This window comes from Thalassospira sp. CA1 (genome assembly GCF_059052855.1).
The window spans coordinates 141,698-167,951 of sequence record NZ_JBZCIA010000001.1 but is presented as its reverse complement, the minus strand read 5'-3'; the positions used below and the strand labels follow the sequence as shown (position 1 = coordinate 167,951).

General features: G+C 55.1%; 27 protein-coding genes. 12 read left to right on the top strand and 15 right to left on the bottom strand.

The genetic code is table 11. The features are described from left to right. Window positions 1–44: 44 nt before the first annotated feature. Both AC5Q5A_RS00835 and AC5Q5A_RS00830 read right to left on the bottom strand, forming a co-directional pair. A complete protein-coding gene (locus AC5Q5A_RS00835) occupies window positions 45–650 on the bottom strand; it encodes a Maf family protein (protein ID WP_493894001.1) in 606 nt (201 codons plus the stop codon). Window positions 651–672: 22 nt separating this feature from the next. Beyond that, window positions 673–1,497, bottom strand: coding sequence for a pyruvate, water dikinase regulatory protein (locus tag AC5Q5A_RS00830; RefSeq protein ID WP_008888770.1), 825 nt, complete (start codon window positions 1,495–1,497; stop codon window positions 673–675). Between the two features lie 688 nt (window positions 1,498–2,185). Between AC5Q5A_RS00830 and hemE the strand changes: the two genes are divergently transcribed. The 3 genes from hemE to hemJ all read left to right on the top strand — a co-directional run bounded on the left by hemE (window position 2,186) and on the right by hemJ (window position 5,121). Further along, window positions 2,186–3,226, top strand: coding sequence for a uroporphyrinogen decarboxylase (gene hemE / locus AC5Q5A_RS00825; RefSeq protein WP_064780232.1), 1,041 nt, complete (start codon window positions 2,186–2,188; stop codon window positions 3,224–3,226). Between the two features lie 199 nt (window positions 3,227–3,425). Next, the gene (gene hemH / locus AC5Q5A_RS00820) at window positions 3,426–4,541 is read left to right on the top strand and encodes a ferrochelatase (RefSeq protein ID WP_493894000.1); all 1,116 of its coding nucleotides are present in this window, start codon (window positions 3,426–3,428) and stop codon (window positions 4,539–4,541) included. Between the two features lie 151 nt (window positions 4,542–4,692). Beyond that, the gene (gene hemJ, locus AC5Q5A_RS00815; RefSeq protein WP_493893999.1) at window positions 4,693–5,121 is read left to right on the top strand and encodes a protoporphyrinogen oxidase HemJ; all 429 of its coding nucleotides are present in this window, start codon (window positions 4,693–4,695) and stop codon (window positions 5,119–5,121) included. A gap of 124 nt (window positions 5,122–5,245) precedes the next feature. Here the strand turns inward: hemJ and secB are convergent, their stop codons facing one another. Both secB and AC5Q5A_RS00805 read right to left on the bottom strand, forming a co-directional pair. Then, entirely contained in the window at window positions 5,246–5,743 is a 498-nt protein-coding gene (gene secB / locus AC5Q5A_RS00810) for a protein-export chaperone SecB (protein ID WP_008888774.1), read from the bottom strand. Between the two features lie 300 nt (window positions 5,744–6,043). After that, window positions 6,044–6,664, bottom strand: a complete 621-nt coding sequence (locus tag AC5Q5A_RS00805) for an FxsA family protein (protein WP_493893998.1) — start codon at window positions 6,662–6,664, stop codon at window positions 6,044–6,046. Window positions 6,665–7,044: 380 nt separating this feature from the next. Between AC5Q5A_RS00805 and AC5Q5A_RS00800 the strand changes: the two genes are divergently transcribed. From AC5Q5A_RS00800 to AC5Q5A_RS00790, 3 genes are all read left to right on the top strand, one after another. Continuing rightward, window positions 7,045–7,740, top strand: coding sequence for a Tim44/TimA family putative adaptor protein (locus tag AC5Q5A_RS00800; RefSeq protein ID WP_493893997.1), 696 nt, complete (start codon window positions 7,045–7,047; stop codon window positions 7,738–7,740). A gap of 187 nt (window positions 7,741–7,927) precedes the next feature. After that, window positions 7,928–9,208, top strand: a complete 1,281-nt coding sequence (gene mltA / locus AC5Q5A_RS00795; RefSeq protein WP_493893996.1) for a murein transglycosylase A — start codon at window positions 7,928–7,930, stop codon at window positions 9,206–9,208. Further along, window positions 9,205–9,570, top strand: a complete 366-nt coding sequence (locus AC5Q5A_RS00790) for a Dabb family protein (protein ID WP_120223867.1) — start codon at window positions 9,205–9,207, stop codon at window positions 9,568–9,570. Before mltA ends, AC5Q5A_RS00790 begins: the two co-directional genes overlap by 4 nt. A gap of 21 nt (window positions 9,571–9,591) precedes the next feature. Here AC5Q5A_RS00790 and AC5Q5A_RS00785 read toward each other — a convergent pair whose 3' ends face one another. From AC5Q5A_RS00785 to AC5Q5A_RS00755, 7 genes are all read right to left on the bottom strand, one after another. Continuing rightward, window positions 9,592–10,527: an EamA family transporter gene (locus tag AC5Q5A_RS00785; RefSeq protein WP_493893995.1), complete on the bottom strand. Its 936-nt coding sequence runs from the start codon at window positions 10,525–10,527 to the stop codon at window positions 9,592–9,594. Between the two features lie 148 nt (window positions 10,528–10,675). Further along, complete coding sequence (gene rlmN, locus AC5Q5A_RS00780; protein ID WP_493893994.1) at window positions 10,676–11,932, bottom strand: dual-specificity RNA methyltransferase RlmN; 1,257 nt, start codon at window positions 11,930–11,932, stop codon at window positions 10,676–10,678. A gap of 230 nt (window positions 11,933–12,162) precedes the next feature. Further along, complete coding sequence (locus AC5Q5A_RS00775; RefSeq protein WP_296988919.1) at window positions 12,163–12,726, bottom strand: invasion associated locus B family protein; 564 nt, start codon at window positions 12,724–12,726, stop codon at window positions 12,163–12,165. Between the two features lie 279 nt (window positions 12,727–13,005). Further along, complete coding sequence (locus AC5Q5A_RS00770) at window positions 13,006–13,524, bottom strand: hypothetical protein (RefSeq protein ID WP_493893993.1); 519 nt, start codon at window positions 13,522–13,524, stop codon at window positions 13,006–13,008. A gap of 12 nt (window positions 13,525–13,536) precedes the next feature. Further along, window positions 13,537–14,037, bottom strand: a complete 501-nt coding sequence (locus tag AC5Q5A_RS00765) for a bactofilin family protein (RefSeq protein WP_231959646.1) — start codon at window positions 14,035–14,037, stop codon at window positions 13,537–13,539. Window positions 14,038–14,321: 284 nt separating this feature from the next. Then, window positions 14,322–14,999 (bottom strand): EI24 domain-containing protein, encoded by a 678-nt coding sequence (locus AC5Q5A_RS00760; RefSeq protein ID WP_064780237.1) that lies wholly within the window; start codon window positions 14,997–14,999, stop codon window positions 14,322–14,324. Between the two features lie 512 nt (window positions 15,000–15,511). Further along, entirely contained in the window at window positions 15,512–16,210 is a 699-nt protein-coding gene (locus tag AC5Q5A_RS00755; RefSeq protein ID WP_064780238.1) for a LolA family protein, read from the bottom strand. 234 nt (window positions 16,211–16,444) lie between these two features. Between AC5Q5A_RS00755 and gshB the strand changes: the two genes are divergently transcribed. Next, the gene (gshB, locus tag AC5Q5A_RS00750) at window positions 16,445–17,389 is read left to right on the top strand and encodes a glutathione synthase (protein WP_008888785.1); all 945 of its coding nucleotides are present in this window, start codon (window positions 16,445–16,447) and stop codon (window positions 17,387–17,389) included. Window positions 17,390–17,498: 109 nt separating this feature from the next. Here the strand turns inward: gshB and AC5Q5A_RS00745 are convergent, their stop codons facing one another. Beyond that, window positions 17,499–17,798 (bottom strand): cupin domain-containing protein, encoded by a 300-nt coding sequence (locus AC5Q5A_RS00745; protein ID WP_493893992.1) that lies wholly within the window; start codon window positions 17,796–17,798, stop codon window positions 17,499–17,501. Window positions 17,799–17,997: 199 nt separating this feature from the next. Between AC5Q5A_RS00745 and AC5Q5A_RS00740 the strand changes: the two genes are divergently transcribed. The 4 genes from AC5Q5A_RS00740 (at window position 17,998) to AC5Q5A_RS00725 (ending at window position 21,056) form a co-directional block, all read left to right on the top strand. Continuing rightward, complete coding sequence (locus AC5Q5A_RS00740) at window positions 17,998–19,455, top strand: alkaline phosphatase D family protein (protein ID WP_493893991.1); 1,458 nt, start codon at window positions 17,998–18,000, stop codon at window positions 19,453–19,455. A 50-nt stretch (window positions 19,456–19,505) separates the two neighbouring features. Continuing rightward, the gene (locus tag AC5Q5A_RS00735) at window positions 19,506–20,135 is read left to right on the top strand and encodes a glutathione S-transferase N-terminal domain-containing protein (protein ID WP_168173389.1); all 630 of its coding nucleotides are present in this window, start codon (window positions 19,506–19,508) and stop codon (window positions 20,133–20,135) included. Window positions 20,136–20,217: 82 nt separating this feature from the next. Continuing rightward, window positions 20,218–20,454 carry a hypothetical protein gene (locus AC5Q5A_RS00730; RefSeq protein ID WP_008888791.1) on the top strand — a complete coding sequence of 79 codons (237 nt, stop codon included), beginning with the start codon at window positions 20,218–20,220 and terminating at the stop codon, window positions 20,452–20,454. 119 nt (window positions 20,455–20,573) lie between these two features. Then, entirely contained in the window at window positions 20,574–21,056 is a 483-nt protein-coding gene (locus AC5Q5A_RS00725) for a GNAT family N-acetyltransferase (RefSeq protein ID WP_493893990.1), read from the top strand. Here AC5Q5A_RS00725 and AC5Q5A_RS00720 read toward each other — a convergent pair. From AC5Q5A_RS00720 to xdhA, 3 genes are read right to left on the bottom strand one after another with little or no spacing between them, the layout of a single operon-like run. Further along, window positions 21,053–21,643, bottom strand: a complete 591-nt coding sequence (locus AC5Q5A_RS00720) for an LOG family protein (protein ID WP_493893989.1) — start codon at window positions 21,641–21,643, stop codon at window positions 21,053–21,055. The genes AC5Q5A_RS00725 and AC5Q5A_RS00720 overlap by 4 nt on opposite strands. Further along, on the bottom strand, window positions 21,618–23,939 hold the full coding sequence (gene xdhB, locus AC5Q5A_RS00715; RefSeq protein ID WP_493893988.1) for a xanthine dehydrogenase molybdopterin binding subunit: 2,322 nt from the start codon (window positions 23,937–23,939) through the stop codon (window positions 21,618–21,620). The genes AC5Q5A_RS00720 and xdhB overlap by 26 nt, the downstream gene beginning before the upstream one ends. Next, a complete protein-coding gene (gene xdhA, locus AC5Q5A_RS00710; protein WP_493893987.1) occupies window positions 23,936–25,417 on the bottom strand; it encodes a xanthine dehydrogenase small subunit in 1,482 nt (493 codons plus the stop codon). Before xdhA ends, xdhB begins: the two co-directional genes overlap by 4 nt. Window positions 25,418–25,594: 177 nt before the next feature. Between xdhA and AC5Q5A_RS00705 the strand changes: the two genes are divergently transcribed. Further along, a complete protein-coding gene (locus tag AC5Q5A_RS00705; protein ID WP_493893986.1) occupies window positions 25,595–26,227 on the top strand; it encodes a TetR/AcrR family transcriptional regulator in 633 nt (210 codons plus the stop codon). Window positions 26,228–26,254: the final 27 nt, after the last annotated feature.

The following is a 26,254-nucleotide window of genomic DNA, read 5'->3' as shown; positions in this document are numbered from 1 at the left end:
GCGTGCTGTTTCCTGCCAGATGGGTTTTTGATGCGTTTTTGTGATTATGCCTTGAGAACACCGTGATCGCGCAAGAAGCCAATCAGCGGCAGAAGCGGCATGCCCAGCACGGTGAAGTAATCGCCGCGCACCTCGGTAAACAGCTGCGCGCCAAGGCCTTCAAGCTGATAGCCGCCCACACAGTGATAAATCTCTTCGCCGGCGGCATCGAGATATTCTTCGAGCCATTCATCGGTGAAGTTGCGCACGGTCAGATGGGCGGTATCAATCGTGCCCCAGATGCGCGAGCCTTCCTTATATATAACAGCCGCCGAAACAAGCTTGTGACTTTTGCCCCGCAGGGCCAGAAGCTGCGCGCTGGTATTGTCACGGTCCATCGGCTTGTCAAACCAGATGCCATTGCATTCCAGCATCTGATCAGCGGCAATCACAATCGCATCGGGTTGCTGGCGATACATGCGCAGCGCCTTCATTTCCGCCAAGGTCTCTGCGGCTTCGGCCGCCGTCGCACCCTCGGCCTTCATCGCCTGTTTATAGCCGTCCTCGTCAATCATCGAGGCGACGGCTTCGCAATTGACACCAGCATTGGTCAACATGGCATGGCGGGCCTTGCTGCTGGATGCGAGAATAAGACGATGGGTGCTGGGCATGTGTTTATCCTGTTGGTGCAGCTTAATGACCGCGGCGGTCATACATGGTCGATAAAATGATGGCGGCGGTTTCTTCGATGGACCGGCGGGTGACATTAATGATCTTCCAGCCGCGTTCGGTAAAGTATCGCCGTGCCTGATGAACTTCGTCGCGGACTGCGACCGGATCAACGTAATCGCCGCCCTCGCCGCGTTCGATCTGGCGCAGGCGGTTTTTACGGATCGAGACCAGCTGATCAACATCCTTGATCAGGCCAACCACCAGCGGTTTTTTGAGCTGATCAAGTTCCGGCGGCAACGGGCAGCCCGGCACAAACGGAATATTGGCGGTCTTGATCCCGCGATTGGCCAGATAAACCGATGTCGGGGTTTTGGACGTGCGCGAGACACCGACAATCACCACATCGGCGTCTTCCAGATCCCAGCCCGATTGGCCGTCATCATGGGTCAGGGTGTAATCGATCGCCTCGATCCGGTTGAAATATTCCTCGTCCATTTTATGGAGCGCACCGGTCCGGCCGTGCGATTGCTGGCCGAGATACCCCGCCATCATGGTGACGGTATTATCAAGCACATGACTGTGGGGCACCTGCAGGCGGCGACAGCCTTCCTCGAGCTTGCGGCGGATGTCGCTGTCAAAAACGGTGTAAAGAACGATGCCGGGATTACGTTCGATATCGGCCAAGACACGGGCGAGCTGCGCGTCGGTCCGGATCAGTGACCAGACATGTTCATGAGCACGGACATCGGGAAATTGCGCGACACAGGCACGCGCAATGCCATCGACCGTCTCGCCGGTTGAGTCCGAGACCAGATGAAGATGGAAAATTTTGTCAGTCCCGACCATGCCTGTCCGTTTCTTTGGTCAATTTTTGGCGACCCAAGCAGAATCTTATCCACTTTTTGCCGACCAAACGATTTTTCTAACTTTATTCAAACAACGTTACGGCTGTTCAAAATACCGATCACTAACCGGATGGATAAGAGTTTTATCGCAACCCGAAGTTAGCGGATCGGAGTCGGCCCTGTGGATAAATGTGGATAACGGGTGCGACTCCGGCCCGATTTTTTCCACAGGAATTATCCTCCCGCTCATACAAAGTTTCTCAAGTGCTCTGTCCCGAGCGGGATAAGTGCCAAATTTTTCCCGTAATAACAGGGATAAGACTGCAAAAACCAGACTTATTCACCTTATCCCCATTATTCAAAAACGTCTTTTCCCAAGGCAGAGTCCGGGAGTCGTTCGGAGTCGTACACAGTTTTCCCCAAGGCCGGTTGAGATGAATCATTTTTCCCGAGTCGGAATGTGAATAAACTGTGCGTGAAATTTAATCCCTGTTATCCACAGGGAACCACTCACAAACAACATCCTTTTTTATTAAATAAGGTTTTGTTAGGCAGAACGTGGAAAACGTCTTGGCAAAGGCCCCAGGGCACATTTCACGAAATAACAAAGCCGGTTCTGACGGGTGGCCGAACGCCACGTGTCAGGCCAAAGATCAAAAAAGCGATCGGGAAGAGAAACAGGAAACCAGATGCCTAACACCCAAAAGACCTTCTTGCGTGCCCTTGCCGGAGAAACTCTTCCGGTACCGCCGATCTGGCTGATGCGCCAAGCTGGCCGCTATTTGCCAGAATACCGCGCAACCCGCGCAGAAGCAGGCTCTTTCCTTGATCTTTGCTATAATCCTGATCTTGCTTGCGAAGTTACGTTGCAGCCCCTGCGGCGCTTTGACTTCGATGCGGCGATATTGTTCTCCGACATCCTCGTTATACCGCAGGCACTTGGACAGCATTTAGCCTTCAAGCAGGGAGAAGGCCCACAGCTTGAGGCCATCAGAGATGCTTCAGGCCTTGGCAAGCTTTCAGTTGAAGGCATTCATGACACGCTTGGTCCGATCTATGAGACGGTTTCAAAGCTTTCACACGCCATCCCATCCAGCACAGCACTGATCGGCTTTGCCGGTGCGCCCTGGACCGTTGCGACCTACATGGTCGAGGGCAAGGGATCGAAGGACTTCCCGAATATCCGCCGCTTTGCCTATGGCGATCCGGATGGTTTTGCCAAACTGATCGACATTCTGGTCGAGGCAACCACGCAGTACCTTCTGAAGCAGGTTGAGGCCGGTGCAGAATGCATTCAGCTGTTTGAAACCTGGGGCGGGGTGTTGTCCGAGACCGGCTTTAATCGTTGGGTGATCGAGCCGACCAAACAGATCGTTGCCAATTTGCGCGCAGTCCACCCGGATCTGCCGATCATTGGCTTCCCGCGTGGCTGTGGCTTGCATCTGGTCGATTTCAAACAGAAAACCGGTGTGACCGCGGTTGGCCTTGATAGTGGGGTGAAACTCGACTGGGTGGCAGAAAACCTTCAGAAACTGGGGCCCGTACAGGGCAATCTGGATCCGATGTTGCTGATCACCGGCGGTGATCCGATGTTTGATGAAACCAAGCGCATCCTTGATACCCTGGGCAAAGGGCCGTTCATCTTTAACCTTGGCCATGGCATCACGCCGGAAACACCGCCGGAACATGTTGGCCAGCTGGTCGACTTCATTCGGGATTACAAAGGGTAAATGTCGGCAATTGCTGCATTTTATTTTGTGATTTTTGAAATCAATCAAATCGATTGAAAAATTCAATGCGTATGATGGGCGTTGCCTGTTGCGCTTGGGTCCGGTTTGACCAAAATAGGCGCCGGAGCGCGACGGGTTTACATCATTCCCGGTTTGTCGGGAACCGGTCCAGACACGATCTGACATGAAGGATAGCCAAATGTCCGAGACGACGCGCAAGAAACGCGCCATTGTTCTTTTCAATCTGGGGGGGCCGGACAGTCCGGCAGCTGTTGAGCCGTTTCTGTTCAACCTGTTTAATGATCCGGCGATCATCAGCCTGCCCAATCCGTTCCGCTTTTTGCTGGCAAAGCTGATTTCACGTCGTCGCGCACCGATCGCGCGCGAGATTTATGACCATATCGGTGGTAAATCGCCGCTTCTGGAACTGACCCAGGAACAGGCCGATGCGCTTCAGATTGCGCTCAATGCCGAAGATGACGGTTATGAAAACCGTTGCTTTATCGCCATGCGCTATTGGAAACCGTTTGCCAATGATACCGCGGCCGAGGTCAAGGCATGGGGGGCAGATGAACAGATCCTGCTGCCGCTTTATCCGCAGTTTTCAACCACCACCAGCGGATCATCGGTCAAGGACTGGAAAAGGGCCTGTGCCAAGGTTGGCTTGACCTCCCCGATCAAGACCGCATGCTGTTATCCGACCAATCCGGGCTTTGTCGAAGCATCGGCTGAGATGATCAAGGCGGGCTATGAGCGCGCCCTGGCCAAGGCCACCGAACTTGGCATTGATAAGCCGCGCATCCTGTTTTCCGCCCATGGTGTGCCGAAAGCCGTGATTACCAAGCGCGGTGACCCCTATCAGTCACAGATCGAAAAAACATCGGCCGCCGTGGTCGAAAAAATGGCGATCGATGGATTGGACTGGAACGTTTGTTATCAAAGCCGGGTCGGGCCGATGGAATGGATTGGCCCATCGACCGAGGACGAGATCGCGCGTGCTGGCAAGGAAAACAAGGGTATCGTCGTGGTGCCGATTGCCTTTGTCACCGAGCATTCGGAAACCCTGGTCGAGCTTGATATCGAATATGGTGAACTGGCGCATGAAAAACACGTGCCGATCTATGAGCGCGTGTGCACGGTCTGTTCCCATCCGAAGTTTATTGCCGGACTTGTTTCGGTTGTAAAACAAACACAGGACGAGCTCGATGAAAAAGGCCCGGATGACTACACGGTCGAGACGCGCGGCTGGTGGTGCCCGGATGAACATTCCTGTGCGGTGGCCAAGCAGCCATCGCTCAAACCTGCCGGGGCCTGAATTGGCCTAGATCACAGTTACAACGCCAATCGGGCCGGTTCTGTTTTTGAATCGGCCTGATTGCTGTTAAGGTCTGGAAAATTTCAAAAATTCGCCGCTTGCGCGGGCTTTAACCTGCCGATCCTGACCGTCACATCCAGAGAAGAGAGAGATGGATAGCTACAGCATTATCAAATCCCTGCATGTCATCAGCGTGATTGCCTGGATGGCGGGTCTTCTTTATCTGCCAAGGCTTTATGTCTATCACTGCGAAGTCGCGCCAGGCTCGGAAGCCAGCGAGAAATTCAAGGTGATGGAACGCCGCCTTTTGCGGGCCATCATGAACCCGGCAATGATCGCGACCTGGATTTTTGGAGGCTATCTGATCCATGCGGCGGGCGTCATGACCGAAGGCTGGTTTCACGTGAAACTGCTGTGTGTGGTTCTGATGACCATCGCGCATATGATGATGGCCCGTTATCGCCGGGCGTTCGAAGCGGACGCCAATACCAAGTCACAGAAATTCTATCGTATTTTCAATGAAGTACCGACGATCCTGATGATCGTTGTCGTCTTCATGGTGATCGCACGGCCCTTCTGATCGGGTCTGTTTGACGGCCCATCAGTAAAAACGTTTCGATTTTAAAATAAAAAGGCCGCCAAACTGGCGGCCTTTTCTTTGTCATCGTTTTGGTATCGAACCAAAAGCCGATGGATGAGGTCAATCAGGCGTTGCCAGCCGGCTGACCTTCCATCTTGGATGCGAATTTCTTGCGGAAAAGATCAGCAAAATCAATCTGCTGCATCATCAGCGGCGGGAAGCCACCGTCTGCGGTCAGGTCTGCGACGATCTTGCGGACATACGGGAACAGCAGGCGCGGAACTTCGATCATCAGAACCGGCAGGCGGTGTTCGTCAGAAACATTCAGCGTCACAACGCAGCCATACTGCAGTTCGGCAATGAAGGCCACCTTGTCGCCAACGTCAGCTTTGACATTGATCTTGATGGTGACTTCGTGAAGTTTCTGGTCCTGGGTGGTGCGAGCCTCAACATCGACATCGATATTGATTTTCGGCTGCTGCTGCAGGGCAACGCTTTCCGGTGCGTTCGGGTTTTCGAACGACAGATCCTTGATGTACTGGGTGTGGATCGTGATTGGATTTGCGGCCGGCTGCTGCTTCTGTTCTGCTGCGCCTTCTGCACCGGTGGTATTCTCGGCCATTAAAGTCTAGCTCCCTTAGAGGTCATTTCGTCTTGATCAGAAAAAAGCTTTCGGCTTGAAGGCTTTGCCTTGGCTGAAATGCTTATTACTGACGCCGCCCCGTTGCGGCAGATAAATTGGACTTGTTGGCCTAGCACGTCTGGCCTGCACGGGCAAGCCAATCAGAGCGGGTCAAAGCCCTTATCAAAGCCCGCGTTTCCGGGGGTTTGGTTGTCCTGATTATTGCCAAAGGCCTTTGACTCAAAGAAGGCTGACCGGGGGTGTCGGTCAACCTTCTGATTTTGTGATTTTCGTATGAATTCAGCGCGTCTCGTCACGCGGCGGCAAATTGCGCGGTGTTTCGGGATTGTCGCCCGGATCATTGCTCCTGTCGGTGTCGTTTGACGGATCATTCGGGCTGACATCTTCGAAATCGCCATCAATGATCGGCCCGGCCCCGCGCGGCCGTGCTCCGCCAGGTCCACCGGTGCCATGTCCGCCGGGTCCATTGGGTCCGCGCCCGTTTGGCCCGCCTTGCGCACCACTGGAATAGGTCGCACCGCGGAAGTTTGTCCGGATATTGCCCGACTGGACCAGCTTCATGATGACCTTGGCCCCGATCAGCTGGCGCAGCGGCGGGACAAGCAACAGGAAGCCAAAGGTGTCGGTGACAAAGCCAGGCGTCAGAAGCAATACACCGGCAATCAGAATGCAGATGCCGTCAAACAGGGCACCAATGGGCATTTCGCCCTGATCCATCTGGCTTTGCGCCTTGGCCAGGGTTTGCAACCCCTGGGCACGCATCAGGGACGTACCGATGATGGCTGTCAGAACAACCACGCCAATGGTCGGCCATAGCCCGATCAGTTCGCCGGCCTGAATGAATACCGCGATTTCGATGATTGGCATGGCGACGAATATCGCGAGAAAGTAAAAGCCCATTGTTTCTCCGTTTACTGGCGATGGATTGCCTGTATGTGCCGCAAATGTCGTATTATCACATGCATTTTACGGCCAAAGCTGACGTCTTGCTGAAACTATTGCAGAAAACAACTTGGTTTTCAGCGATTTCTCATTAATCTGCACACTTAAGTTCGTTGGTTAGTTGGTGGGAACGCTAATGTGACAACGCGACAAAAATGCGGCAGATCGTCATCTTGGCCTGGCCCCGGCGCATATCGCACCGGTGAAGGGTGAAGATGATCACATCTTGCCGGGTAATCGGCAGTTGCCCTTGCATTTGGTTAAGTTCATACCATCTCTCCACCACGGTTGTGATATACAGACAACCAGTTTGAAACCATTAGGATCACGAGACCGTCTTGCAGTATTTCGATATATTCTTATTCGCTCTGATTGCGGTTTTCCTTGTGCTGCGTTTGCGTGGCGTGCTTGGCCGTCGCACCGGCAATGAAAAGCAGGGGCCGTCCGATATCTTTGGCCGTCAGACTCATGACAATGAAGGCCAGAAAGACGCCGCAGCTCAGACCGATAATGTTTATCGCCTGCCGGACTCCGGTAACGATCAGGATGCGGCAGATGTTCCTTCGGGCACGTTTGCAACCCTGCAGGAGATCCAGAAGTATGATCCGAACTTTACCCAGCAGGACTTCCTGAATGGCGCGCGCATGGCGTTCGAAATGATCGTCGAATACTTTGCCAAGGGCGACAAGGATGGCCTGAACCCGTTGCTTTCGGCCGAGGTTTACAAGAACTTCGCCGCTGCCATCGATGCCCGCGCTGAAAAGGGCGAGCACGAGGAAACCACCCTGGTCGGTATCAAGAGCGCGTCGATCCATGACGCCAGCCTTGAAGGCCGCACCGCCTATGTCACGGTCAAGTTCGTGTCCGAGGAAGTCTCGGTCATTCGCAATGCCGAGGGTGATGTTGTCGATGGCGACCCCAACAAGGTGGTCGAGGCCGAAGATCTTTGGACATTCGCGCGCAATATCGAAAGCCGCGATCCGAACTGGCAGCTGGTTGCGACCGAAACCCCGGAAGAAGAAACCGCCGATTAACGCGGGTTTCGCAAAGACCAAACATATCAAAGGCGATCCGATAAACCGGGTCGCCTTTTTTCATGTCCGCATGGTAACGAGCACACGCAATTATCGGCTTGTTAAGCATGTCAGGGGCAAAATCGGGTTTTCGTAGAACCGTTACAAAAACGGTGACGTTCGAATTGGCTAAATACGGGTTTCCATCTTGAAAAGACGACTGGTTTTATCGCGCAGCCTGTCCCTTGTTTCTGTTCTGGTCGGTGCGGCTGCCGCCCTGATCTGGATGTTTTGGCCACAAATCACTGGACAGATCGAACCCCCGGCCGAGGTGGAAGACAAACTGACCCTGCGCCCGGCGACTTTCGCCGATCTTGATGGCTGGCAGACCGATGATATGCGCGGCACCGTGCGGGCCTTTGCCCGCTCGTGCCAGGCGATGCTAAGACGCAGTGATGACAAACCCGTCGGGCCCGATCCGCGCATGGGGACCATCGGCCAGTGGCGCGATCGTTGCGCAACCGCAGTTTCCCTTGATGTTGAAAGCCTTCGCAAGGAAGACGCGCGTGCGTTCTTTGAAAGTGGTTTCAGACCCTATCTCAGTGGCAATCGCGATACGGCCGAGGGCCTTTTTACCGGCTATTACGAGCCGGAATTGCAAGGCCAGCTGACCCGTGGCGGGGCGTATCAGACGCCGCTTTATCTTAAGCCCAATGACATGGTCTCGATCGATCTTGGCGATTTCCGCGAGGATCTGAAAGGTACCAAGCTGGTCGGGCGGATCGCGGGTGATGCAATCAAACCCTATTACGACCGCGAAGCGATTGAGGAAGGGGCGTTATCGGACCGCGGTCTTGAACTGGTGTGGGTCGATGATGCGGTGGATGCCTTTTTCCTGCAAATTCAGGGGTCTGGTCGGGTGGTTCTGCCTGATGACAGCGTGCTTCGGGTGGGCTATGCCGCGACCAACGGCCATCCTTACTTTGCCATCGGGCGTGAATTGATTGCGCGCGGGGCCTTGAGCCGCGAAACCGTATCGCTGCAATCAATCCGTAAATGGCTGCATGACAATCCGGGCGAAGCCGATGCGGTGATGAATACCAACGCATCTTATGTGTTTTTCCAGCCGCTTAAGGTTGATCCGAACGACCCCGAAGCAGGGCCGCTGGGATCGCAAGGGGTGCCGTTGGAGCCCGGCCGGTCACTGGCAGTGGATCGCAGGTTCCACGCCATGGGGGTTCCGGTCTGGCTTGAAACCAGCGATCCGATGAATGCGGACCGTACATTCCGTCGCCTGATGGTGGCCCAGGATACCGGTGGGGCCATTCGCGGGCCGGTGCGCGGTGATATCTTCTTTGGCCCGGGCGAGGACGCGGCCCTTTATGCTGGTCATATGAACCGGCAGGGCCGGAAATATGTCCTGTTGCCCAACAGCATCGATCCGGCAAGCTGGCAGGATGCGGATACTCAGACAGGGGGCACTTCATGATCCGTCACATTGTGTTGCTGCAGATCCCAAGCCACATCGCGCAAAGCGACATCGACACCATGATCGGCGAACTTGAAAAAGTTGCCTTTTCAGTGCCGGGCGCATTGGCCTTTAGCGGCGGACCAAAGATGACCGGAAGTGGCCTTAGTCAGGGATTCACCCATGCCATTACCATTGATTTTACTGATCTGGCGGCGCGCGACACCTATGTGCGCGGCCTTGATCAGGACTGGATCGGCATTCGATTGTCGGAAATGACCGAAGGCGGCCTTGGCGGTATTCTTGCGATCAGCGTTAATGTCGATGACATTCATACGCCTGACAAGGGATCGGACAAGAAGCCGGAATTGCGCTGGATATAGAATAGATCACATCAAATGAGCTTATATACCTGATAAATCCGGCTTCTTGGCAGAAAATCTCTGTATTAGCTTTCCACCAAACACATTGATCAGCAATCCGGTCATGACCAGAAGGGCCGCAATGATTTTGATCGGCCCGAAATCTTCGTCCAGCACCAGTGCGGATGTCGCCATGCCGACAATCGGCACCAAAAGCGTAAAGGGTGCCACCAGCCCGACCGGCAAGGTAGACAGCAACCGCCCCCAGATCGCAAAGCCCAGCAACGTCACCGGATAGGCGAGATAGAGGATCGCACCAATGCCGATCCAGCTGATCTGATCGGGCAGCATGGCAAGGTTTGCGCGCTCTTCGGTGATCATCGACAGGATGAAAAGCGGGATCGGTGGCACCAGACTGGCCCAGACGACAAAGGACAGCATCTGAACCGATCCGGCTTTTTTCATGATGATATTGGCAAGCCCCCAGGCGGCGGCAGCCGCAATCACCAGCGCAAGCCCAATCGGGGTGATCGATCCATCCGAAACAAACAACAACAGCCCGACGCCCATAAAGGCCACCAGCATGGCAACAACCCGGTGCGGCCCGACTTTTTCACCGAGTAAAAAGATGCCCAGCAACAGGGTGAAGAAGGCCTGAAGTTGCAGCACCAGCGATGAAATTCCCGCCGACAGGCCAAGATCCATCCCCAGAAACAGCAACGAAAATTTGATACAGCCCAGAACGACCCCAAAGCCGACGACGTATTTCCAATGGCATTTTGGGCGCGGCAGGAAGAAGACGGCGGGTAATGCGGCAAAGGCAAAGCGCAGGGATGACAGCAGGATCGGCGGCATTTCACCCAGACCCAGCTTGATCACGGTGAAATTCGCCCCCCAGATGGTGACGACCAGTAAAATGGCGGAAAACTGCCCGACGGACATGCGATCAAATCCCTTGCGATACGATTCGAAATTCACGCTATGCCCGTCCGTGCAGCCGGACAATCAAAACAATGTCATGGCGACAATTTTGCGCAAGGATCTGAAAAAAGCGTAACGCAAAGAATAACACCGGACAGCAAGGCCATCCGGTGTTGATCGATATTGGTCGTCGTTGGTGCCAGACTTACTGGGCGGCAACGATGCCTTCGTTGCCGGCATCCGATTTGCCGCAACCACCTGCATCACCGGTGCTGCCAAAGCGTGATTTGCGCTGACGCTGGCTTTCGGATTTGAGCTGGCCACAGGCGGCCAGAATATCGCGGCCGCGCGGCCAGCGGATCGGCGCTTCGTAGCCGTTATCGAGCAGGATTTGCGCGAACTTTTTGATATCGTTGGTCGGCGTGCATTCGTAATCCGAACCCGGCCATTTGTTGAACGGGATCAGATTGAACTTGCAGTGAACGCCTTTGACCAGCTTGGCCAGCGCGCGCGCATGTTCCGGTTTGTCGTTCACGCCTTTCAGCATGACATATTCCATGGTGATCGGACGCGCATTGGACATGCCCGGATAGTTCCGGCACGCATCCATCAGTTCTTTCAGCGGATACTTCTTGTTGATCGGCATGATTTCGTTGCGCAGATCATCATCAGGTGCATGCAGCGAGATCGCCAAACCAACGCCGAGGTCTTCACCACAGCGCACGATTTCCGGCACCACACCCGAGGTCGAAAGCGTGATCCGGCGGCGCGAGATCGAAATACCCTCGCCGTCCATGGCAATGCGCAGGGCATCGCGAACGTTTTCATAGTTAAACAGCGGCTCGCCCATGCCCATCATGACGATGTTTGACAGGCGACGGATGCCATTGGCCGGTGTCGGCCATTCGCCGTAGCTGTCGCGTGCGACCATGAACTGGCTGACGATTTCACCCGGTGTCAGGTTGCGCACCAGAAGCTGGGTACCGGTGTGGCAGAACTTGCAGGTCAGCGTACAGCCCACCTGCGATGAAATGCAGACAGCACCGCGATCTTCGTTGCGATCGGGGATATAGACCGTCTCGGCCTCGTTGCCGTCATGGAATTTCATCAGCCATTTGTGGGTGTCGTCGTTGCTTTTCTGATCGGCTGTCAGAACCGGACGCCCGACATAGAAATCCTGAGCCAGGCGATCGCGCAGCTTTTTGGAAATGTTGGTCATGTCCTCGATGTCTGTGACACCGCGGTTATAGATCCAGTTCCAAAGCTGTTTGACGCGGAACTTGCTTTCGCCCATGCCAGCCATGAGTTCGGTCAGTTCTTCGCGGGTGATGCCGACCAGATCACGACGCCCGTCGGCAGCCTGCCCATTGGCGGCGCGCGAAACGAAGTCGGACAGCGACGGCCCACCTTGCTTGGCAGGGGCATCGGTCAGGGGTGCGTTTTCGGTCAGGACGTCGGTCATCCCGGGCTCTCTCTTTTGCGTAGTGTGGGTTTGCCAGACGGTTTTTGGCCGTCTTGTTCTGGCGTCAGCGGGACTATACCAGAAATGATGCAAAAATGCTTGGCCCCGCATATAGCGGGGCCGGGTCGATTTAGAAACGATAAATTTCACATTGCAGCTATCACAGCACTGCAATCACGGTTGCAAAGCACGCTGTGACGGCCCCACCAACCGGTTTGATCAGATATGGATCAGTTGACCGGCTTGGTGTTGCAGGCCTTTGAAATCGCGTTATAGGCGTTGGTAAAGCCCGACAGCGAATAGGTATCGGTGGTCTTGGTATCGCGTGACGAATAGCCAACCACAACCATGGTCGATCCGGCTTTCATCGCGCTGACCAGTTTGCGATCTTCTTCGCTGTTTACCGCCCACGCGGAATCATCATGGGTGAACAGCTTGAAACTTTTGGAATCGATTCGAAGATCGACCTCGCTGCCCGACTTGTAGGTATAGCCGGTGATGAAGCTGACTTCATTAAGCAGCTTGAGTGCCGGGCGATGGGTGACCATGACATAGATTTTGCCACGCTGGGTATAGTCGCCTTTGGCCGAGGTCGGCTGGCTGCCCATATAGCAGACTTTCTGGCCATCCTCGGAATAGGTGTAGGCTTCCCACTTGCCGTAAACATCAATCAGCTGCGGGGAGTTCTGGGCCTGTGCCACGTTGGTCGAAAAACCAAGCGCAAGCAGACAGGCAACCGCGCCAAAAGCGGCGGCAAACGAATTTCTGACGAGACGATGGGCGTGTTTTTTCATGAGGTCGCGTATCGTGTCTGAAGTTTCGGGATCGGTCCGACCGGACCACGTTAGGACGCATAAAATCCAAAGGATATGGCAAATTTATGAGGTTCGTTTTCCGAGATTGCCGCCAAAAGGTAAAGATTAAACCAAGGAATGCGTCCAACCGGGTGCGAACAGGCAAATTTTACAAATTATTCTGTGGATGGCGCCGGACGCCCGCCATGGGTGGTGATGCGCTTCTTGACGGGATTACCGGTAAACCGTTGTCACACCACTAAAATTGATCGGCAGGTGTCAGCCGCGCGCGAGATTCTTTTTGACCACCTGATCCAGGCAATTCTGAACCGTGATCGGCTGATTTCCGCGCCGCATGCGGGCCAGCATGTGACGGAGTTCACGGGGCGCGCCTTCGGTTGCCGGGGCAAAGAAGGCATCAAACGAACATTGATCGGATCTGTATTGCCAGACGCGGATGTCACCTTCGCCGCGGATCATTTCCGGTTCGCCGATTTTGGCTTCGACTTCCGGTTCTGACAGACCCTTGAGCGATGCGTTGGGCACCGGCTTGAACGGGATGGCGGCCGTTGTGGTGCGTGATTTTGAATTTTCCGGTCGCCTTCGGGCTTCGGGCTGGGTCGTGGTGACGTTGCCCTTGGTATTAAGCTCGCCGTAATTGGTATTTGTCGAACCCGGTGGCACTGACGACCCGCCGCCACAGGCCGAAAGACCCATGGCAATGAGCGCCAGAAGCAAAATCACCCCGAATGGACGGGTGACGTCTGTTCGGGGTGAGGTTTGGGTCAGAGCAATCATGCGCGCTAAAAATCAGGAATCGTCAGATTTGCGCGGGATGGTGATTGCGCCGGTGCTGCCGCCGCGGCTTATGCCGGTGTCAGCACCTTCGACATATTCCAGCTCGCCCTTGATGCGGGCACCATTTTCAATCTGAAGCGCGCCATAGGTGATCTTGCCGCTGATTTCAGCCGAGTGGACGACAACCACACGGCCAGCCGTCAGTTCACCTTCGAACTTGCCGCTGATTTCGGCCTCATCCACCTGGGCAGAACCGATGAAGCTGCCGCCTTCGGAAACTTCGAGGCGCGAGCATTCCTTGATCTGGGCTTCGACAACGCCTTCGACGACCAGAACGTCACAGGAACCGATTTCACCTTTGAGCGTGATGTCACGACCAACTGTCAGTTTCTTGCCCTCGGAAGAGTGGCTACCCGATCCTCCCGGGCGACCGGAACTGCCGCGGGTCGGGATTTCAAGCGGGCGCTTCGGGATTTCCGGGCGGAAGTTGGTGGAGTGCGGTTTGCTGGACATTTGCGGTTCATCCTTTGTGCGCGGTTGGGTGAAGAGCCGCGGCTCTGTTCGTTTTTCTGTTTTTTCGAACGTGCGGGTTTCGCTGGCTTTGTCAGATGCAGCATCAGAGGCCGAGGTCATCGTCCCGGAAAGCTTGTCTGATCCATCCAGGCGAGATGTATCTGACGAAGTCGCACTTCTGTCGACTGTTTTGTTGGCTTTTTTCTTTCCAAACATGGGATGACCAGATCCTTAGAGTTGCAGTTTCGATGTTGGTCTAGGTGTATCGGCCTTGCGGTTACCGGTCAGGCGGTCTCGGGCACATAGGTGCCAAGACGCACAGAATAGTGGACCATAAAGGCGGTGGCGATGATCGGTGCGACCAGATTGACCAAGGGAATGGTCATCAGGAAGGTCAAACCGACCCCGGCAATCCAAAGCTTTTTCTGGCGGCTTTTGCGAATGGCCTCAACCGTCCGCGCATCATAGCGGCGTGCGGCAACCAGTTCAAAATATTCACGCGACAAAAGATAGCCATTCATCCCGTAAAACGCGATGACATAGAGCGGTCCAGCCAGAAGAAGCGGCAAAATCAGAATGTTAAGCGCCAAAGCCGTCAGGGCGAATTTAAGACCGCTGATCAGCGCATCAATAATCGGCTGCGGACGGGTATCGGGCAGGGTCGGATAGTGCTTGTCTTCGACCGCGTCGGCAATCTGATCGAGCAGAAGGCTCGAGATCAGGACCGTGGCCGCGGGAAACAGCAACAGGACAAGAAGGGTCAGACCAATGCCCAGAAGCCAGTCCACGGCGGTTTCAAGCCAGCCACCATCAGTGAAGAAGGTGACGGAATTCAGACCGAACCAGATCAGGACCCACAACCCGACAATGGTTGCCAGCGCACCGGCAACACCAATCAGCACAACTTTGCGAAAACGCGGGTCGGAAAACTGCGCAACGGATTTCAGAAAGTCATTGATCATGGAAGATGTCGGTCCTGTCCTGTCATGTGTCGAGTGTGCGGAATATATCCGCAAGGGAATCATGCATTAGTTTAGTAGGCAATTAAAATTAACAGCCTGTGAAATCAGGGGGCGGCTTTGCAGATTTCCCAAGAATGCGACATCTATCGCAGGCATCAGGCAAAAAAAAGGCGTCCGGCCAGGGGGGAGAACCGGACGCCAGCGCTCCGATAATCTGGAGCGTGAGGAAAGGTAGGGGAGACCTTTTCCTCACACCGGGTTCCCGTCGTTTAGGGGAACCTTGTGACAGACTCACATATAGGAAGCACAGGACGTCCATGCCATGGGTTTGGGCCCGAAAAAGCCGACAAATTTTGAAACTTTTCGCTGATTCCAATCCGCAGTGATTTCGTTACGAAAACACAATAACATTCACCACTTGGCCAAGCAGTTGAATCAGAAAATATTCTTGATCCGGCACCGGTTTACGGGCGGTTCAAAGACATCAAAATCGGATGGGAAATTTTTTTGGGCTAGTTGCGCTGATTTGGCCAGATGCGTTCAAATTTGAACAGTTCCGGGTCCAGCTGCATGCCCTCTTCGGTATTGAACAGGGTGACCGTGGTTTCGACCCCGGTCGGGTCCTTGACGCTCCACTGACGCAGCTGCATCGGCTTTTCGGTAAACACCAGGGTTACACTTCCAGCACCCGGATCGGATTTGCGCACCAGTTCAACGCGCACGGTTTCGGCCGTGCGACGATAATCGACAATCTTGACCTTGTCGGTCAGCGAGATGTTTTCCGCCAGGATGATCCCGGCCGGGGTTTCATCAATGTCGAAATAGGTCGGTGCGTTGATTTCCTTGTCATAATAGATGAAATCATGACCGGTCGAGACCAGCAGGATCTGCGCTGGCGGGTTATATTCAAACCGCATCTTGCCCGGGCGTTCCATGTAAAGATCGCCCTCGGCCGCACCGCCATCCGATGAAATCTGAACGAACTCGGCCTTGAGCGTCGTGATCCCGGCCAGATAGTTTTCGATCTTTTCGATCATCTCAGGCGTGATCTGATCGCTTGCTTGCGCGTGGGCTGTGCTTGGCAACAGGGTCAGACTGGTGACGGCACCAAGACCGATGGCGGATGCAATGACACTTGCCGCAAGAACGGCGCGGCCTTTCTTGCCAAACAATTTCCAGCGAGTCTTCGGTTCTTGGTTCAAACGGGTCATGTGTCTTACCGGTGTTCGTAACAATTCGTTGATCGCAATCATGGCGATTGCAGAAGGTGAATGGCGGATGATAAAAATCGTGCCAAATAGTAACCACTCACTGCGAGTAACGTATCGCATCATTTGGCCGGGAAGGCCAGCCGGGTCAAGCCATGCCCGCAAATGACCTTAATTGGCCGTTTTGAGCCTTAATTGCAGGTCATTTGACCACCGGCAAGCAGGAGAACACGTTTAATGAGCCGTATCGTCGCCATCCAGATGGACCCGATCGAGAGCATCGATATCAAGGGGGATTCGACCTTTGTCATGGGCCTTGAAGCCCAGGCGCGGGGATATGATCTTTTGCATTATCATCCCGATGACATGTTCTATGACCGGGGCCGGATCAAGGCGGAAGTCCGCCCGATGACGTTGCGCTACGAACATGGCAACCACCATGATCTGGGCGAAGCACGGGTGATTGATCTGGCGCGCGAAACCGATGTTATCCTGATGCGTCAGGACCCGCCGTTTGACATGAACTATATCACCGCAAGCCATTTGCTTGAGGCGATCCACCCGGAAACCTTTGTGGTCAACCATCCGGGACATGTCCGCAATGCGCCGGAAAAGATCTTTGTCACCGAATTTCCCGATTTGATGCCGCCGACCCTGATCACGCGGTCGGCAGCCCGCATCAAGGAATTCCGCGAAGAATTCAAGGACATCATCGTCAAGCCGCTGTTTGGCAATGGCGGGGCGGGTGTGTTTCACCTCAAACCCGGTGACGAGAACCTCAATTCCCTGTTGGAACTGTTTGCCGCCCAGTCGCGTGAGCCGCTGATGGTGCAGGCCTACTTGCCGGACGTCCGCAAGGGTGACAAACGCATCATTCTGGTCGACGGCGAACCGGTGGGTGCGATCAACCGCGTGCCGGCCGAGGGTGAGGCACGTTCGAACATGCATGTCGGCGGGGTTGCCGAGAAATCGATGCTGACCCCGCGCGAACGCGAGATTTGCGATCGCATCGGGCCGGAGCTTAAGAAACGCGATCTGATCTTTGTCGGGATCGACGTGATCGGCGATTACATGACGGAAATCAACGTCACCTCGCCGACGGGCTTGCAGGAGATCAACCGCTTTGACGGCTCCAAACTTGAAAGCCTGATCTGGGATGCGATTGAAACGCGGCTTGGCTAGGCCGAGCACCCCATTGCCGTGAAGTTAAAAAAGGGCAGGTGATCATCACCTGCCCTTTTTGTTGGGTGATTTTTGTGGGGCTTGAGCCCGGCCTTGATCAGCGCTTTGATCAGCGCGCCTTGACCTCGACCTCGACAAAGGTGATGGCAAAGTCATTGTTGTTGATCACGTTATGGGACACGCCGGTCTTGCGGGCATAGGATTTCCCGGTGGTCATGTCGGACGGAAACGTTGTGCCGTCATCATTAACAATGGTCAGGGTGCCAGTCGTCATCGGCACGACGACATAATCCATGCCGTGAACATGATCACCGGTTTCGGAGCCGGGCGGGAAGTGCCATTCGGTCACCTTGACGGCATCGTCATCGACCTGAACGGTGGGAATGGCTTTGGGGCGCTGTGCAGTCACTGGGGTTCTCCAATTTTTGCGGTTAACCCGGCAATGATAGCGACAAGTCCCTCATGCTGCTTGCCTTTTTTATGTCGGCCTGTTGTGTGACTTTGACGATGCCGTCGCCGTCCGGTTCCGCTAAGCTGGAACTAACGCGGCGATCAAACGTATGTTTCAAGGGTCAAGTTCACATCATTTTGGCAGGTAGTAACAGCGCATGACCAGCTCCGAGGCGACAAAAATCACCGATCAGGATCTTTTCGGGCCGTTCCTGTTTGCCCGGGGTGCTGATGCCAAGACGGCAAAGCTCGCCGCCCTTGTGGTTGCCGATGATGGTGCAGAAATCCCGGAATTTCGGGCTAATGGCCGTGATGTCATTGCACCCTCGAAGCTTGCCAGCCTGTTTGGCCGAAGCTACTGGCGGTTTGATTTTGAACTGCCGTCAAACCGGGCGGCATCATATAGTTTCGCAAACGAAACATACGAAGTTTGCACCGATCTTGGGGGTGATCTTCGCATCGGGTTTGTATCGTGCAACGGACAGGAAGACGGCGATCTGGACCGGCCGCTTGAAGACCGCAATGCGCTCTGGACGGATTTGGGCAAAGAGCACGCAAAACAGCCCTTCTCGCTTTTGCTGCATGGTGGCGATCAGATTTACGCCGACGGCGTCTGGGAATGTCACGAGGATATCGTTGCCTGGGACAAGGCCGGGCGCAGTGAACGGTTGGCGACCGCCTTTTCCGATGTCATGCGCGATGCTGTTTTGAAGTTCTACCTTGATCATTATCTGGCGATTTATGGCCAACCGCAGATCCGCCACATGCTCGCACGCGTGCCGTCGCTTATGATGTGGGATGACCATGACATTTTTGATGGCTGGGGCAGCCACAAGAAGTGGTTTCAGGGCAGTGCCGTTGCCAAGGGCATGTTTGCCTGCGCACGACATGCCTTTTGCCTGATGCAACTTGGCTGCACACCCGATGATTTGCCCGATATGGTCAAGGATCGCGATGGCATCAGCCTTGGCTGGCGCACCGATTTTCCCGGCGTCAGTATTGTTGCGCCCGATTTGCGATCCGAACGGACACCAAATGACGTGATGGGGGCGCATGGCTGGCGCGATTTGCCCGAGATGCTCAAAACCGTGCCGGATGGCAATCGGATTTTGCTGATGTCGAGTGTGCCGGTGATCGGGCCGCGACTATCATTGATCGAGATGGTGTTGCATCTTTCCCCCCGTGCCCAGAAATACGAGGATGACCTGCGCGATCAGTGGCAAAGCCGCTGGCACCGGCGCGAATGGTGCCGCTTCCTTGAACTGATCGAAGAAATCGCCAACGCGCATGACCATGAGATCACCCTGCTTTCGGGGGAAATCCATGTCGCAACCCGGGGCACCTTCGAAACCAAGGGTAAAACCATCCATCAACTGGTGGCATCGGGCATTTCGCACACCGCACCACCCCCGACCTTTGCCAGGGTTTTGGGCCTTTTGGCATGGATCGGGGAGAACCCGCTTCCGGGTCGGCCGACAGAGTTAAAACCGCTGCCGGAACGCAAAGGTACCTATTGTGCGGCGCGAAATTACCTTACACTGTCACGCAACGACACCAACTGGCATGCCAAATGGCATCTCGAAGGAATTGGCTGGACGCCGGATTTGCGCGTTTGAACGCGAAGCGTAACCGACGGAAATGTGCCGATGGCAAGGGGCTTTGGATCATGATGCAGCTTTATTACGCGCCGACTTCACCCTTTTCACGCAAGGTGCGCGTTGTCTTGCGTGAGTTGGGTCTGGAAAAACAGATCAGCGAGATCCTGATTGATCCGTGGACGGATGAGGCGCTGCGTGCCCATAACCCGCTTGCCAAAGTGCCGACCCTGATCCTTGAGGATGGCATGGCGGTTTTTGAATCGGCCGTGATCTGTGATTATCTTGATCAGCTTGCCAAATCCCAGGGCATTTCAAAGGGTGTGATCCCCGAAAGCGGCCCGGCCCGCTTAAGCGCGCTTAAATGGCAGGGATTGGCCGATGGCATGATGGCGGCAACCGCCCGACTTTATGCCGACTCCCAACGCGAAGACGGTGATCGTTCCGAAGACGTAATGGAAAGACAGGCGCAGGCGATTACATCGGGCATCGAGGCGATCCTCGATGGCCTGCCGGCGCTTCGCACCGAGGAGCCACATCTTGGTACCTGGTCGGTGCTGATTGCACTTTATTACATTGATTTCCGTTGGCCGGACCGGCGGTTTGATATCCCGGTGCGGGTGCGCGACTGGATGGCGATCATGTCGGAACGTGAATCCTTTACCGAGACCACCTTCCACCTGCCCCATGACGGTGATTGATCAGAAAATCCAACGATTACCTGCGACAAACGCCGCCAGACATGCTATCGCCGCCTTTTGAAGATTGAATTGCGAAAAGCCGATGACCGAACCGACCATTACCAAAGCCATGCGTGAACGCGCCTGGGTCCGTGCAGAACGGATTGAGGGCGAAGACCCCAAGGAAGTGCGCAAGCACAAGGAAAGCGGCATCACCATGAAAAAGGCCAGTTTCGGCAAGTTCCGTAATTTCGGCTGGACCGTGGTTGATGAGGTTGCCGTGCCGTGCCGCAAGGAATTCCTTCCGCCGCGCGAAACGGATGACGAAACCTCGGACTAGGCCGCTATCGCAAATGTGATGGCCGATGCCGGTGGGCTTGATTGACAAAGTGGCCGATGAAGGGCGCTATGAACCGATGGTTCTTGCGCCTTTTTCTTTGCCTAGTTTGGTCTTGCCCGATGACAACCCGATCCGATGCGATTTCGTTTGGTTCGCTTGACGATATCGCGCCCGCAACCCTGATTGCCCAGATGTCCGATCCGCGAATGGCGGAGCATATGCCGTTGCTAAACGGTCCGTGGGATCAGGATGACGTCGCCCGGTTCATGGCCGCCAAGAAGGCCTATTGGCAGCGCGATGGCCTGGGGCATTGGGCGATCTTTTATGATGGCACCTATGTCGGCTGGGGCGGGTTTCAGAAAGAAGGCGATGACTGGGATTATGGGCTGGTGCTGCGCCCTGAATGCTTCGGTCTTGGCATGGCGATCACGCACAAGGCACTTGAATTTGCACGATCCGATCCGCGTATTTCGTCGGTGACCTTCCTGTTGCCACCGACCCGCACCAAGCTCGCCGCCTTAAGGCGCCTTGGTGCCGTGTTCGAAGGAACGGTTTCCCATGACGGGGCCTGCTTTCAAAAGTTCCGGCTTGAGATCGGCTAAATCCATTTGTCTTGGTAGACTGTTTTTGTATTGGCGACCAAATCTGGAACGGACGCCGGATCGGATGTCACGGCAACCATTTGCCGGTGCACTGGCTTTAGAAATTTTTCCGCGGTCATGTCATCGAGGAAGCTCAACAGCCCATCGAAAAAGCCATCGATATTAAGCAAAACCGTTGACTTTGCGTGAAAGCCGAGTTGCATCCAGGTCCAGATCTCAAACGTTTCCTCCAGGGTGCCGATGCCGCCGGGCATGGCGACAAATCCATCAGAGAGGTTCGCCATCAAGGCTTTGCGTTCATGCATGGTGTCGACCACATGAAGTTCGCTTAAGTATTTGTGGGCGACCTCCTTATCGACCAGCTTTTTCGGGATAACCCCGATTGCCTTGCCACCCGCGTTCAATACGGCATCCGCAACGCCGCCCATAAGCCCGACGCTAGCACCGCCGTAAACAAGGCCGCATTCTTTCTTGGCAAGCGCAAGGCCAAGGTCACTTGCAGCCTGCCTGTAGATCGGTCGCGCACCGTCGCTTGATCCGCAAAAAACACAAATATTCAAATCAAACTCCTCGGTTTCTTTCCACAATCTCCAACGCATTGAGAACGGCTTCGGGTGTTGCCGGGACGCTCAGCTGCGGCGGCAGGTTGCGTCCGGTTGAGGAAGCCACGGCATCCCAAATTGCGAGAAAGACAGACAATGATAGTTTTAGCGGTGGTTCGCCGACTGCCTTGGACTTGTAGATCGTCTCTTCACGATTCTCGTTGTCGAAGAATGCAAACCTGAAGTCTTCGGGCACATCGCCGCCGGTGGGAATTTTGTAGGTTTGTGGTGCGTGGGTCGCGAGGAACCCGTCATCACGCCACACCAGTTCCTCGGTCGTCATCCATCCCATGCCCTGAACGAAGGCACCGATGGCCTGCCCGCGGTCGAGGGCGGGGTTAATGGATTTGCCGACATCCTGAAGCATGTCGACCCTTAACACACGTGTTTCGCCCGTCAGCGTGTCCAAGGCGACTTCGGAGCAGGCAGCGCCATATACATAGTAGTGGAACGGACGGCCTTTAAATGTTTCGAAATCGTATCCAACCTTGGGCACCCGGTAGTACCCTGTTGCGGAAAGCGAAATCTGATGGAAGAAGGCCGCTTCGCAGAGAGCCGAAAAGTCGATGCTCTCGCTGCCGGAATGGACTTTGTCATCGGCGAAAATTACATCTTCCGGCTTGCCACCGAATAGTTGGGTTGCCAGTGTCGCCAACCGTTCGCGGAGACAGACGGCAGCATTGTAAACAGCCATGCCATTCAGGTCCGTCCCGCTACTGGCAGCCGTTGAAACCGTATTGGGCACCTTGCTGGTGTCGGTGGTGCTGGCAATGACCTTTTCGGGCGACACGCCCAAGACATTGGATGCGATTTGCAACATCTTGGTATTGAGGCCCTGACCCATTTCTGTGCCGCCATGATTCACCAGAATGGACCCGTCGGCGTAGATGTTTACCAATGCGCCAGCCTGATTGAGAAATGTTGCCCCGAACCCCACCCCGAACACGGCGGGCAAAAGGCAAATTCCCTTTTTTATGATGGAATTGGTCGCGTTGTGGGCATTGATCTCGGTGCGGCGACGGCGGTAGTCGCTTGTGGACTCCAGCGTCTCGATCAGGTCTGGCAACACGTTGTCTTCGATTACATGGTCATAGTGTAGCCGGGCATTGGTGCCGTGCGTCAGAAGGTTGCGCTTGCGCAAATCGAGGGGATCTTCACCACGCCTCAGGGCGAGTGTTTCCATGGCGACCTCCATCCCCAGCATGCCCTGAGGGCCGCCAAAGCCGCGAAAGGCGGTCGCTGACTGGATATTGGTGCGCGCCCGATGGGATGTGCAGGTAAAATTGGGCACGAAATACGCATTTGTGGCATCAAACATGGCCCGGTCGGACACGGCACCGGAATAGTCAGCCGAGTGCCCTGCGGATACGCGGTGCTCGAACACGGCGGCTGTTAATTGGCCAGCCTTGTTTGCGGCGAGCATATAGTCGATATCGAACGCATGTCTTTTACCGGTAATCATGAAATCGTCGTCTCTGTCGAGCCGCAATTTCACCGGCCGATTGAGCTTGAAGGCGCCAAGGGCGGCCAAGCAGGCAAAATAATAGGATTGCGATTCCTTGCCACCAAAGGCGCCGCCCATGCGTCGGCAAAGCGCTGTGACCCGTCCGGATGGCCATCCGAGAATCCGGGCAACAAAGGCCTGCATTTCGCTTGGATGTTGTGATGAGGTGAAAATGGTCATCCGCCTGTCTTCGCCCGGAATGGCGTAGGCAGCCTGTCCCTCAAGATAGAAATGTTCCTGTCCGCCGATCTTCAAGTGACCGGAAATGACGTGGTGAGATGCCCGGATGGCGGGCTCCGGCTCCCCATCCCTTGCCGTGCGGGCTGGAACAACTGTTTCCGATCGGCTTATGGCTTCTTCGGCGGCAAGTAATGGCGTTTCGGAATCGTATTCGATGCGCGCCAGCCGTGCCGCGCGTCGCGCGATGTCGTAAGTTTGCGCGACAACCACAAAAAGCGGCTGCCCCCAATAGGCAACCCGGCTGTCCGGCAGAAGACTTTCATCGTCGATAATAATGCCAAAACGGTTTTCACCCGGGATGTCCTTGGCGGTCAGGACGGCCTCGACCCCGTCCAATGCAAGAACATCGGTGAAATCCGTTGATTTGATGTGTCCGCGCGCAACCGTCGAAAGTCCAAGGGCCGCATGCAGTGTGCCTTCGAGTTCGGGGATGTCATCGACATATTCCGCATGCCCGGTGACATGGAGATGGGCGCTTTCATGGGCCCATTCCTTGCCAATCTCGGAGTGTCGTGTGGTTTTGATCTCTTGGGTCAAAGCGCCACCTCGCAGTTCAGCTGAGTTGTCTGGGTGATTGGATTGCCTTCAAACTCGGCCAATGCGCGTCTGAGAAGATTACCCGCGACGCGCAACCGATAGGAGGCGCTGGCCCGGTGATCGGAAATCGGGCTGAATTCACGTTCAATCGAGGCGACCGCTTCATTGACCGTTTCGCGACCAAAGGCTTGCCCTTCTAATATCGTCTCGGCACCTGTGGCCCGACGCGGCATTTCAGCCAGACCGCCAAAGGCAATCCTTGCACTTTCGACGATGCCATCTTTCAGCGTCAGCGCGATCACCATCGCGACAGCCGATATGTCATCCTCGCGCCGCTTGGAGATCTTGTAGGCCCTTAAGAAAAGATCTTCCGGTCTTGGCGGCACCAAGATGCGGGCCAACAGTTCTGCAGGCTTCAGCGCAAGCTTGCGATAGCCAAGATAGAAGTCACTTAGTGCCATAACACGGCGTTCTGCGGTGCGGGCTATTTCGAGGTCTGCATCAAGGGCGAGCAGAACCGGCATACTGTCCCCGATGGGGGAACCGTTTGCGATATTGCCTCCCAGGGTCGCGCGGTTGCGAATGGACAAGGAGGCAAAGCGATAAAAATAATCACTCAGCTCAGGATAAGTCTTTGCCATCAGGGGAAAGACTTCCGAGAGGACACAGGATGCGCCGATGCTTAAGCCCTGCGCGGTTTGCGTTATCTCTTGCAATTCGCGGACGTCATCAAGGTGAACCGTGCGGGACCAAGATTTCAGGTCCTTGGTTACCTCAAGACCCAAATCAGTGGCACCGGCAACAATTCGCGCATCGTTGTCTTTGGAAAGAATCTCACAAACCTCGGCGATGGTTCTGGGTTGGGCGGCGGTATCGTATGCCGCCTGCGGCTTTTGCACTGCGGGTTTTTGCTGCATGTCTTTTAATCTTGCAGCATCAACTTCCGGATCGCGTGCGCAGCGCGGGTAGGCATACATGCGTTCTGCAGCCTCAAGGATGGGCAAATAGCCGGTGCATCGGCACAGATTGCCAGACAGCGCTTCATTGACACTTGCTCGTCCGGGATAGACATCATGATTGAGGTACAGCGCATAGAGGCTCATCACGAAGCCCGGCGTACAGAAACCGCATTGCGAACCATGGCATTCGACAAGAGCCTTTTGAACCGGATGGAGGCCGTTTTCACCATCGTCGAGATCTTCAACTGTCAATACGAGACGGTTGGTGATTGCGGGCAGCGGGAGAATGCAGGAGTTGACGGCTCTGTAGACAACACTGGTCTCATCACTTGTCAGTTCTGCAATTACCACCATGCATGCGCCGCAATCGCCTTCTGCGCATCCTTCCTTGGTGCCGCGAAGACGGCGTTCGTCACGCAGATGGCCAAGCAGCATGTCCGAGCTCAACAACCGCGTCGATCCGGCTACCTTTCCTGTGGTGCAAAGGTAAGAAACAGTTTGGGTGTTCTTTTCAGGCATGTGATCGACCTTTCCTTGCGTGACCGATATCGGGTATGTTTCGATACGCTACGTATCTAATCTTAATTACGATACGCTGCGTAGTCAATCCTCTCGATGTGGTTCACGGTTGGCCTGTGCGGGGGAAAGAGCTAATTTGAGGGCCATCACATGCACGCCAGCAACGAACAAAGTCCAATGACACTTGATACTTCTGACCACCAACAAGCTTCGGAGACGACATCAGGTGTGGGGCGTCCCCGGGACACGAGAGCCTCCAAGGCTGCGTTGAAAGCCGCACTGGAACTGGCACAGGAAGGTGGCGTCAGCTTTGCAACGATTGAACGTATTGCCGGGCGCTCGGGCGTGGCCAAAACCACGATCTATCGTCGGTGGCCCAATGCAGCCGGGGTCGTGATGGCTGCATTTCTGCAAGAACTGGGACCATTGATCGAGTACCCCGATCAGGGCGAGGTCAAAGAAGTTTTGACTGGATCGATCAGTCATCTTGTCGACGCGTTGAACGGACCGCGCGGGATTTTGTTGCGCCATCTATTGGGCGAAGCGCAAAAGGACGAAGCATTGGCCAGTGCGTTTTGGAATGAATGGATCCTGCCACGCCGAAATATGGGAAAGGCGGTGCTGGAACGCGCAGTTCGCCTTGGTGAAATCAGGCCTGGCGCCAATCTGGACATCGCGTTGGACGCCTTGTATGGCGCGGTCTACTACCGGCTGATGATCCCGTACGCGCCGCTTACACAGGATTATGTTGATGCATTGGTAGACCAGGTGCTTGCGGGCATTGCACCACAACCGACCAAGAACGAATGATCCAAAGATAGAGAGGGTGAGGCCAAG

What these genes read in the sequence shown, in the direction of transcription:
- AC5Q5A_RS00830 (WP_008888770.1), bottom strand. Translation starts at nt 1,497, where the DNA reads ATGGTCGGGACTGACAAAATTTTCCATCTTCATCTGGTCTCGGACTCA.
- AC5Q5A_RS00725 (WP_493893990.1), top strand. Translation starts at nt 20,574, where the DNA reads ATGACAACCCGATCCGATGCGATTTCGTTTGGTTCGCTTGACGATATC.
- hemE (WP_064780232.1), top strand. Translation starts at nt 2,186, where the DNA reads ATGCCTAACACCCAAAAGACCTTCTTGCGTGCCCTTGCCGGAGAAACT.
- AC5Q5A_RS00775 (WP_296988919.1), bottom strand. Translation starts at nt 12,726, where the DNA reads ATGAAAAAACACGCCCATCGTCTCGTCAGAAATTCGTTTGCCGCCGCT.
- AC5Q5A_RS00765 (WP_231959646.1), bottom strand. Translation starts at nt 14,037, where the DNA reads ATGTCCAGCAAACCGCACTCCACCAACTTCCGCCCGGAAATCCCGAAG.
- secB (WP_008888774.1), bottom strand. Translation starts at nt 5,743, where the DNA reads ATGGCCGAGAATACCACCGGTGCAGAAGGCGCAGCAGAACAGAAGCAG.
- AC5Q5A_RS00740 (WP_493893991.1), top strand. Translation starts at nt 17,998, where the DNA reads ATGACCAGCTCCGAGGCGACAAAAATCACCGATCAGGATCTTTTCGGG.
- AC5Q5A_RS00730 (WP_008888791.1), top strand. Translation starts at nt 20,218, where the DNA reads ATGACCGAACCGACCATTACCAAAGCCATGCGTGAACGCGCCTGGGTC.
- hemH (WP_493894000.1), top strand. Translation starts at nt 3,426, where the DNA reads ATGTCCGAGACGACGCGCAAGAAACGCGCCATTGTTCTTTTCAATCTG.
- AC5Q5A_RS00790 (WP_120223867.1), top strand. Translation starts at nt 9,205, where the DNA reads ATGATCCGTCACATTGTGTTGCTGCAGATCCCAAGCCACATCGCGCAA.
- AC5Q5A_RS00805 (WP_493893998.1), bottom strand. Translation starts at nt 6,664, where the DNA reads ATGGGCTTTTACTTTCTCGCGATATTCGTCGCCATGCCAATCATCGAA.
- gshB (WP_008888785.1), top strand. Translation starts at nt 16,445, where the DNA reads ATGAGCCGTATCGTCGCCATCCAGATGGACCCGATCGAGAGCATCGAT.
- rlmN (WP_493893994.1), bottom strand. Translation starts at nt 11,932, where the DNA reads ATGACCGACGTCCTGACCGAAAACGCACCCCTGACCGATGCCCCTGCC.
- AC5Q5A_RS00835 (WP_493894001.1), bottom strand. Translation starts at nt 650, where the DNA reads ATGCCCAGCACCCATCGTCTTATTCTCGCATCCAGCAGCAAGGCCCGC.
- AC5Q5A_RS00755 (WP_064780238.1), bottom strand. Translation starts at nt 16,210, where the DNA reads ATGACCCGTTTGAACCAAGAACCGAAGACTCGCTGGAAATTGTTTGGC.
- hemJ (WP_493893999.1), top strand. Translation starts at nt 4,693, where the DNA reads ATGGATAGCTACAGCATTATCAAATCCCTGCATGTCATCAGCGTGATT.
- xdhA (WP_493893987.1), bottom strand. Translation starts at nt 25,417, where the DNA reads ATGCCTGAAAAGAACACCCAAACTGTTTCTTACCTTTGCACCACAGGA.
- AC5Q5A_RS00705 (WP_493893986.1), top strand. Translation starts at nt 25,595, where the DNA reads ATGACACTTGATACTTCTGACCACCAACAAGCTTCGGAGACGACATCA.
- AC5Q5A_RS00770 (WP_493893993.1), bottom strand. Translation starts at nt 13,524, where the DNA reads ATGATTGCTCTGACCCAAACCTCACCCCGAACAGACGTCACCCGTCCA.
- AC5Q5A_RS00760 (WP_064780237.1), bottom strand. Translation starts at nt 14,999, where the DNA reads ATGATCAATGACTTTCTGAAATCCGTTGCGCAGTTTTCCGACCCGCGT.
- AC5Q5A_RS00735 (WP_168173389.1), top strand. Translation starts at nt 19,506, where the DNA reads ATGATGCAGCTTTATTACGCGCCGACTTCACCCTTTTCACGCAAGGTG.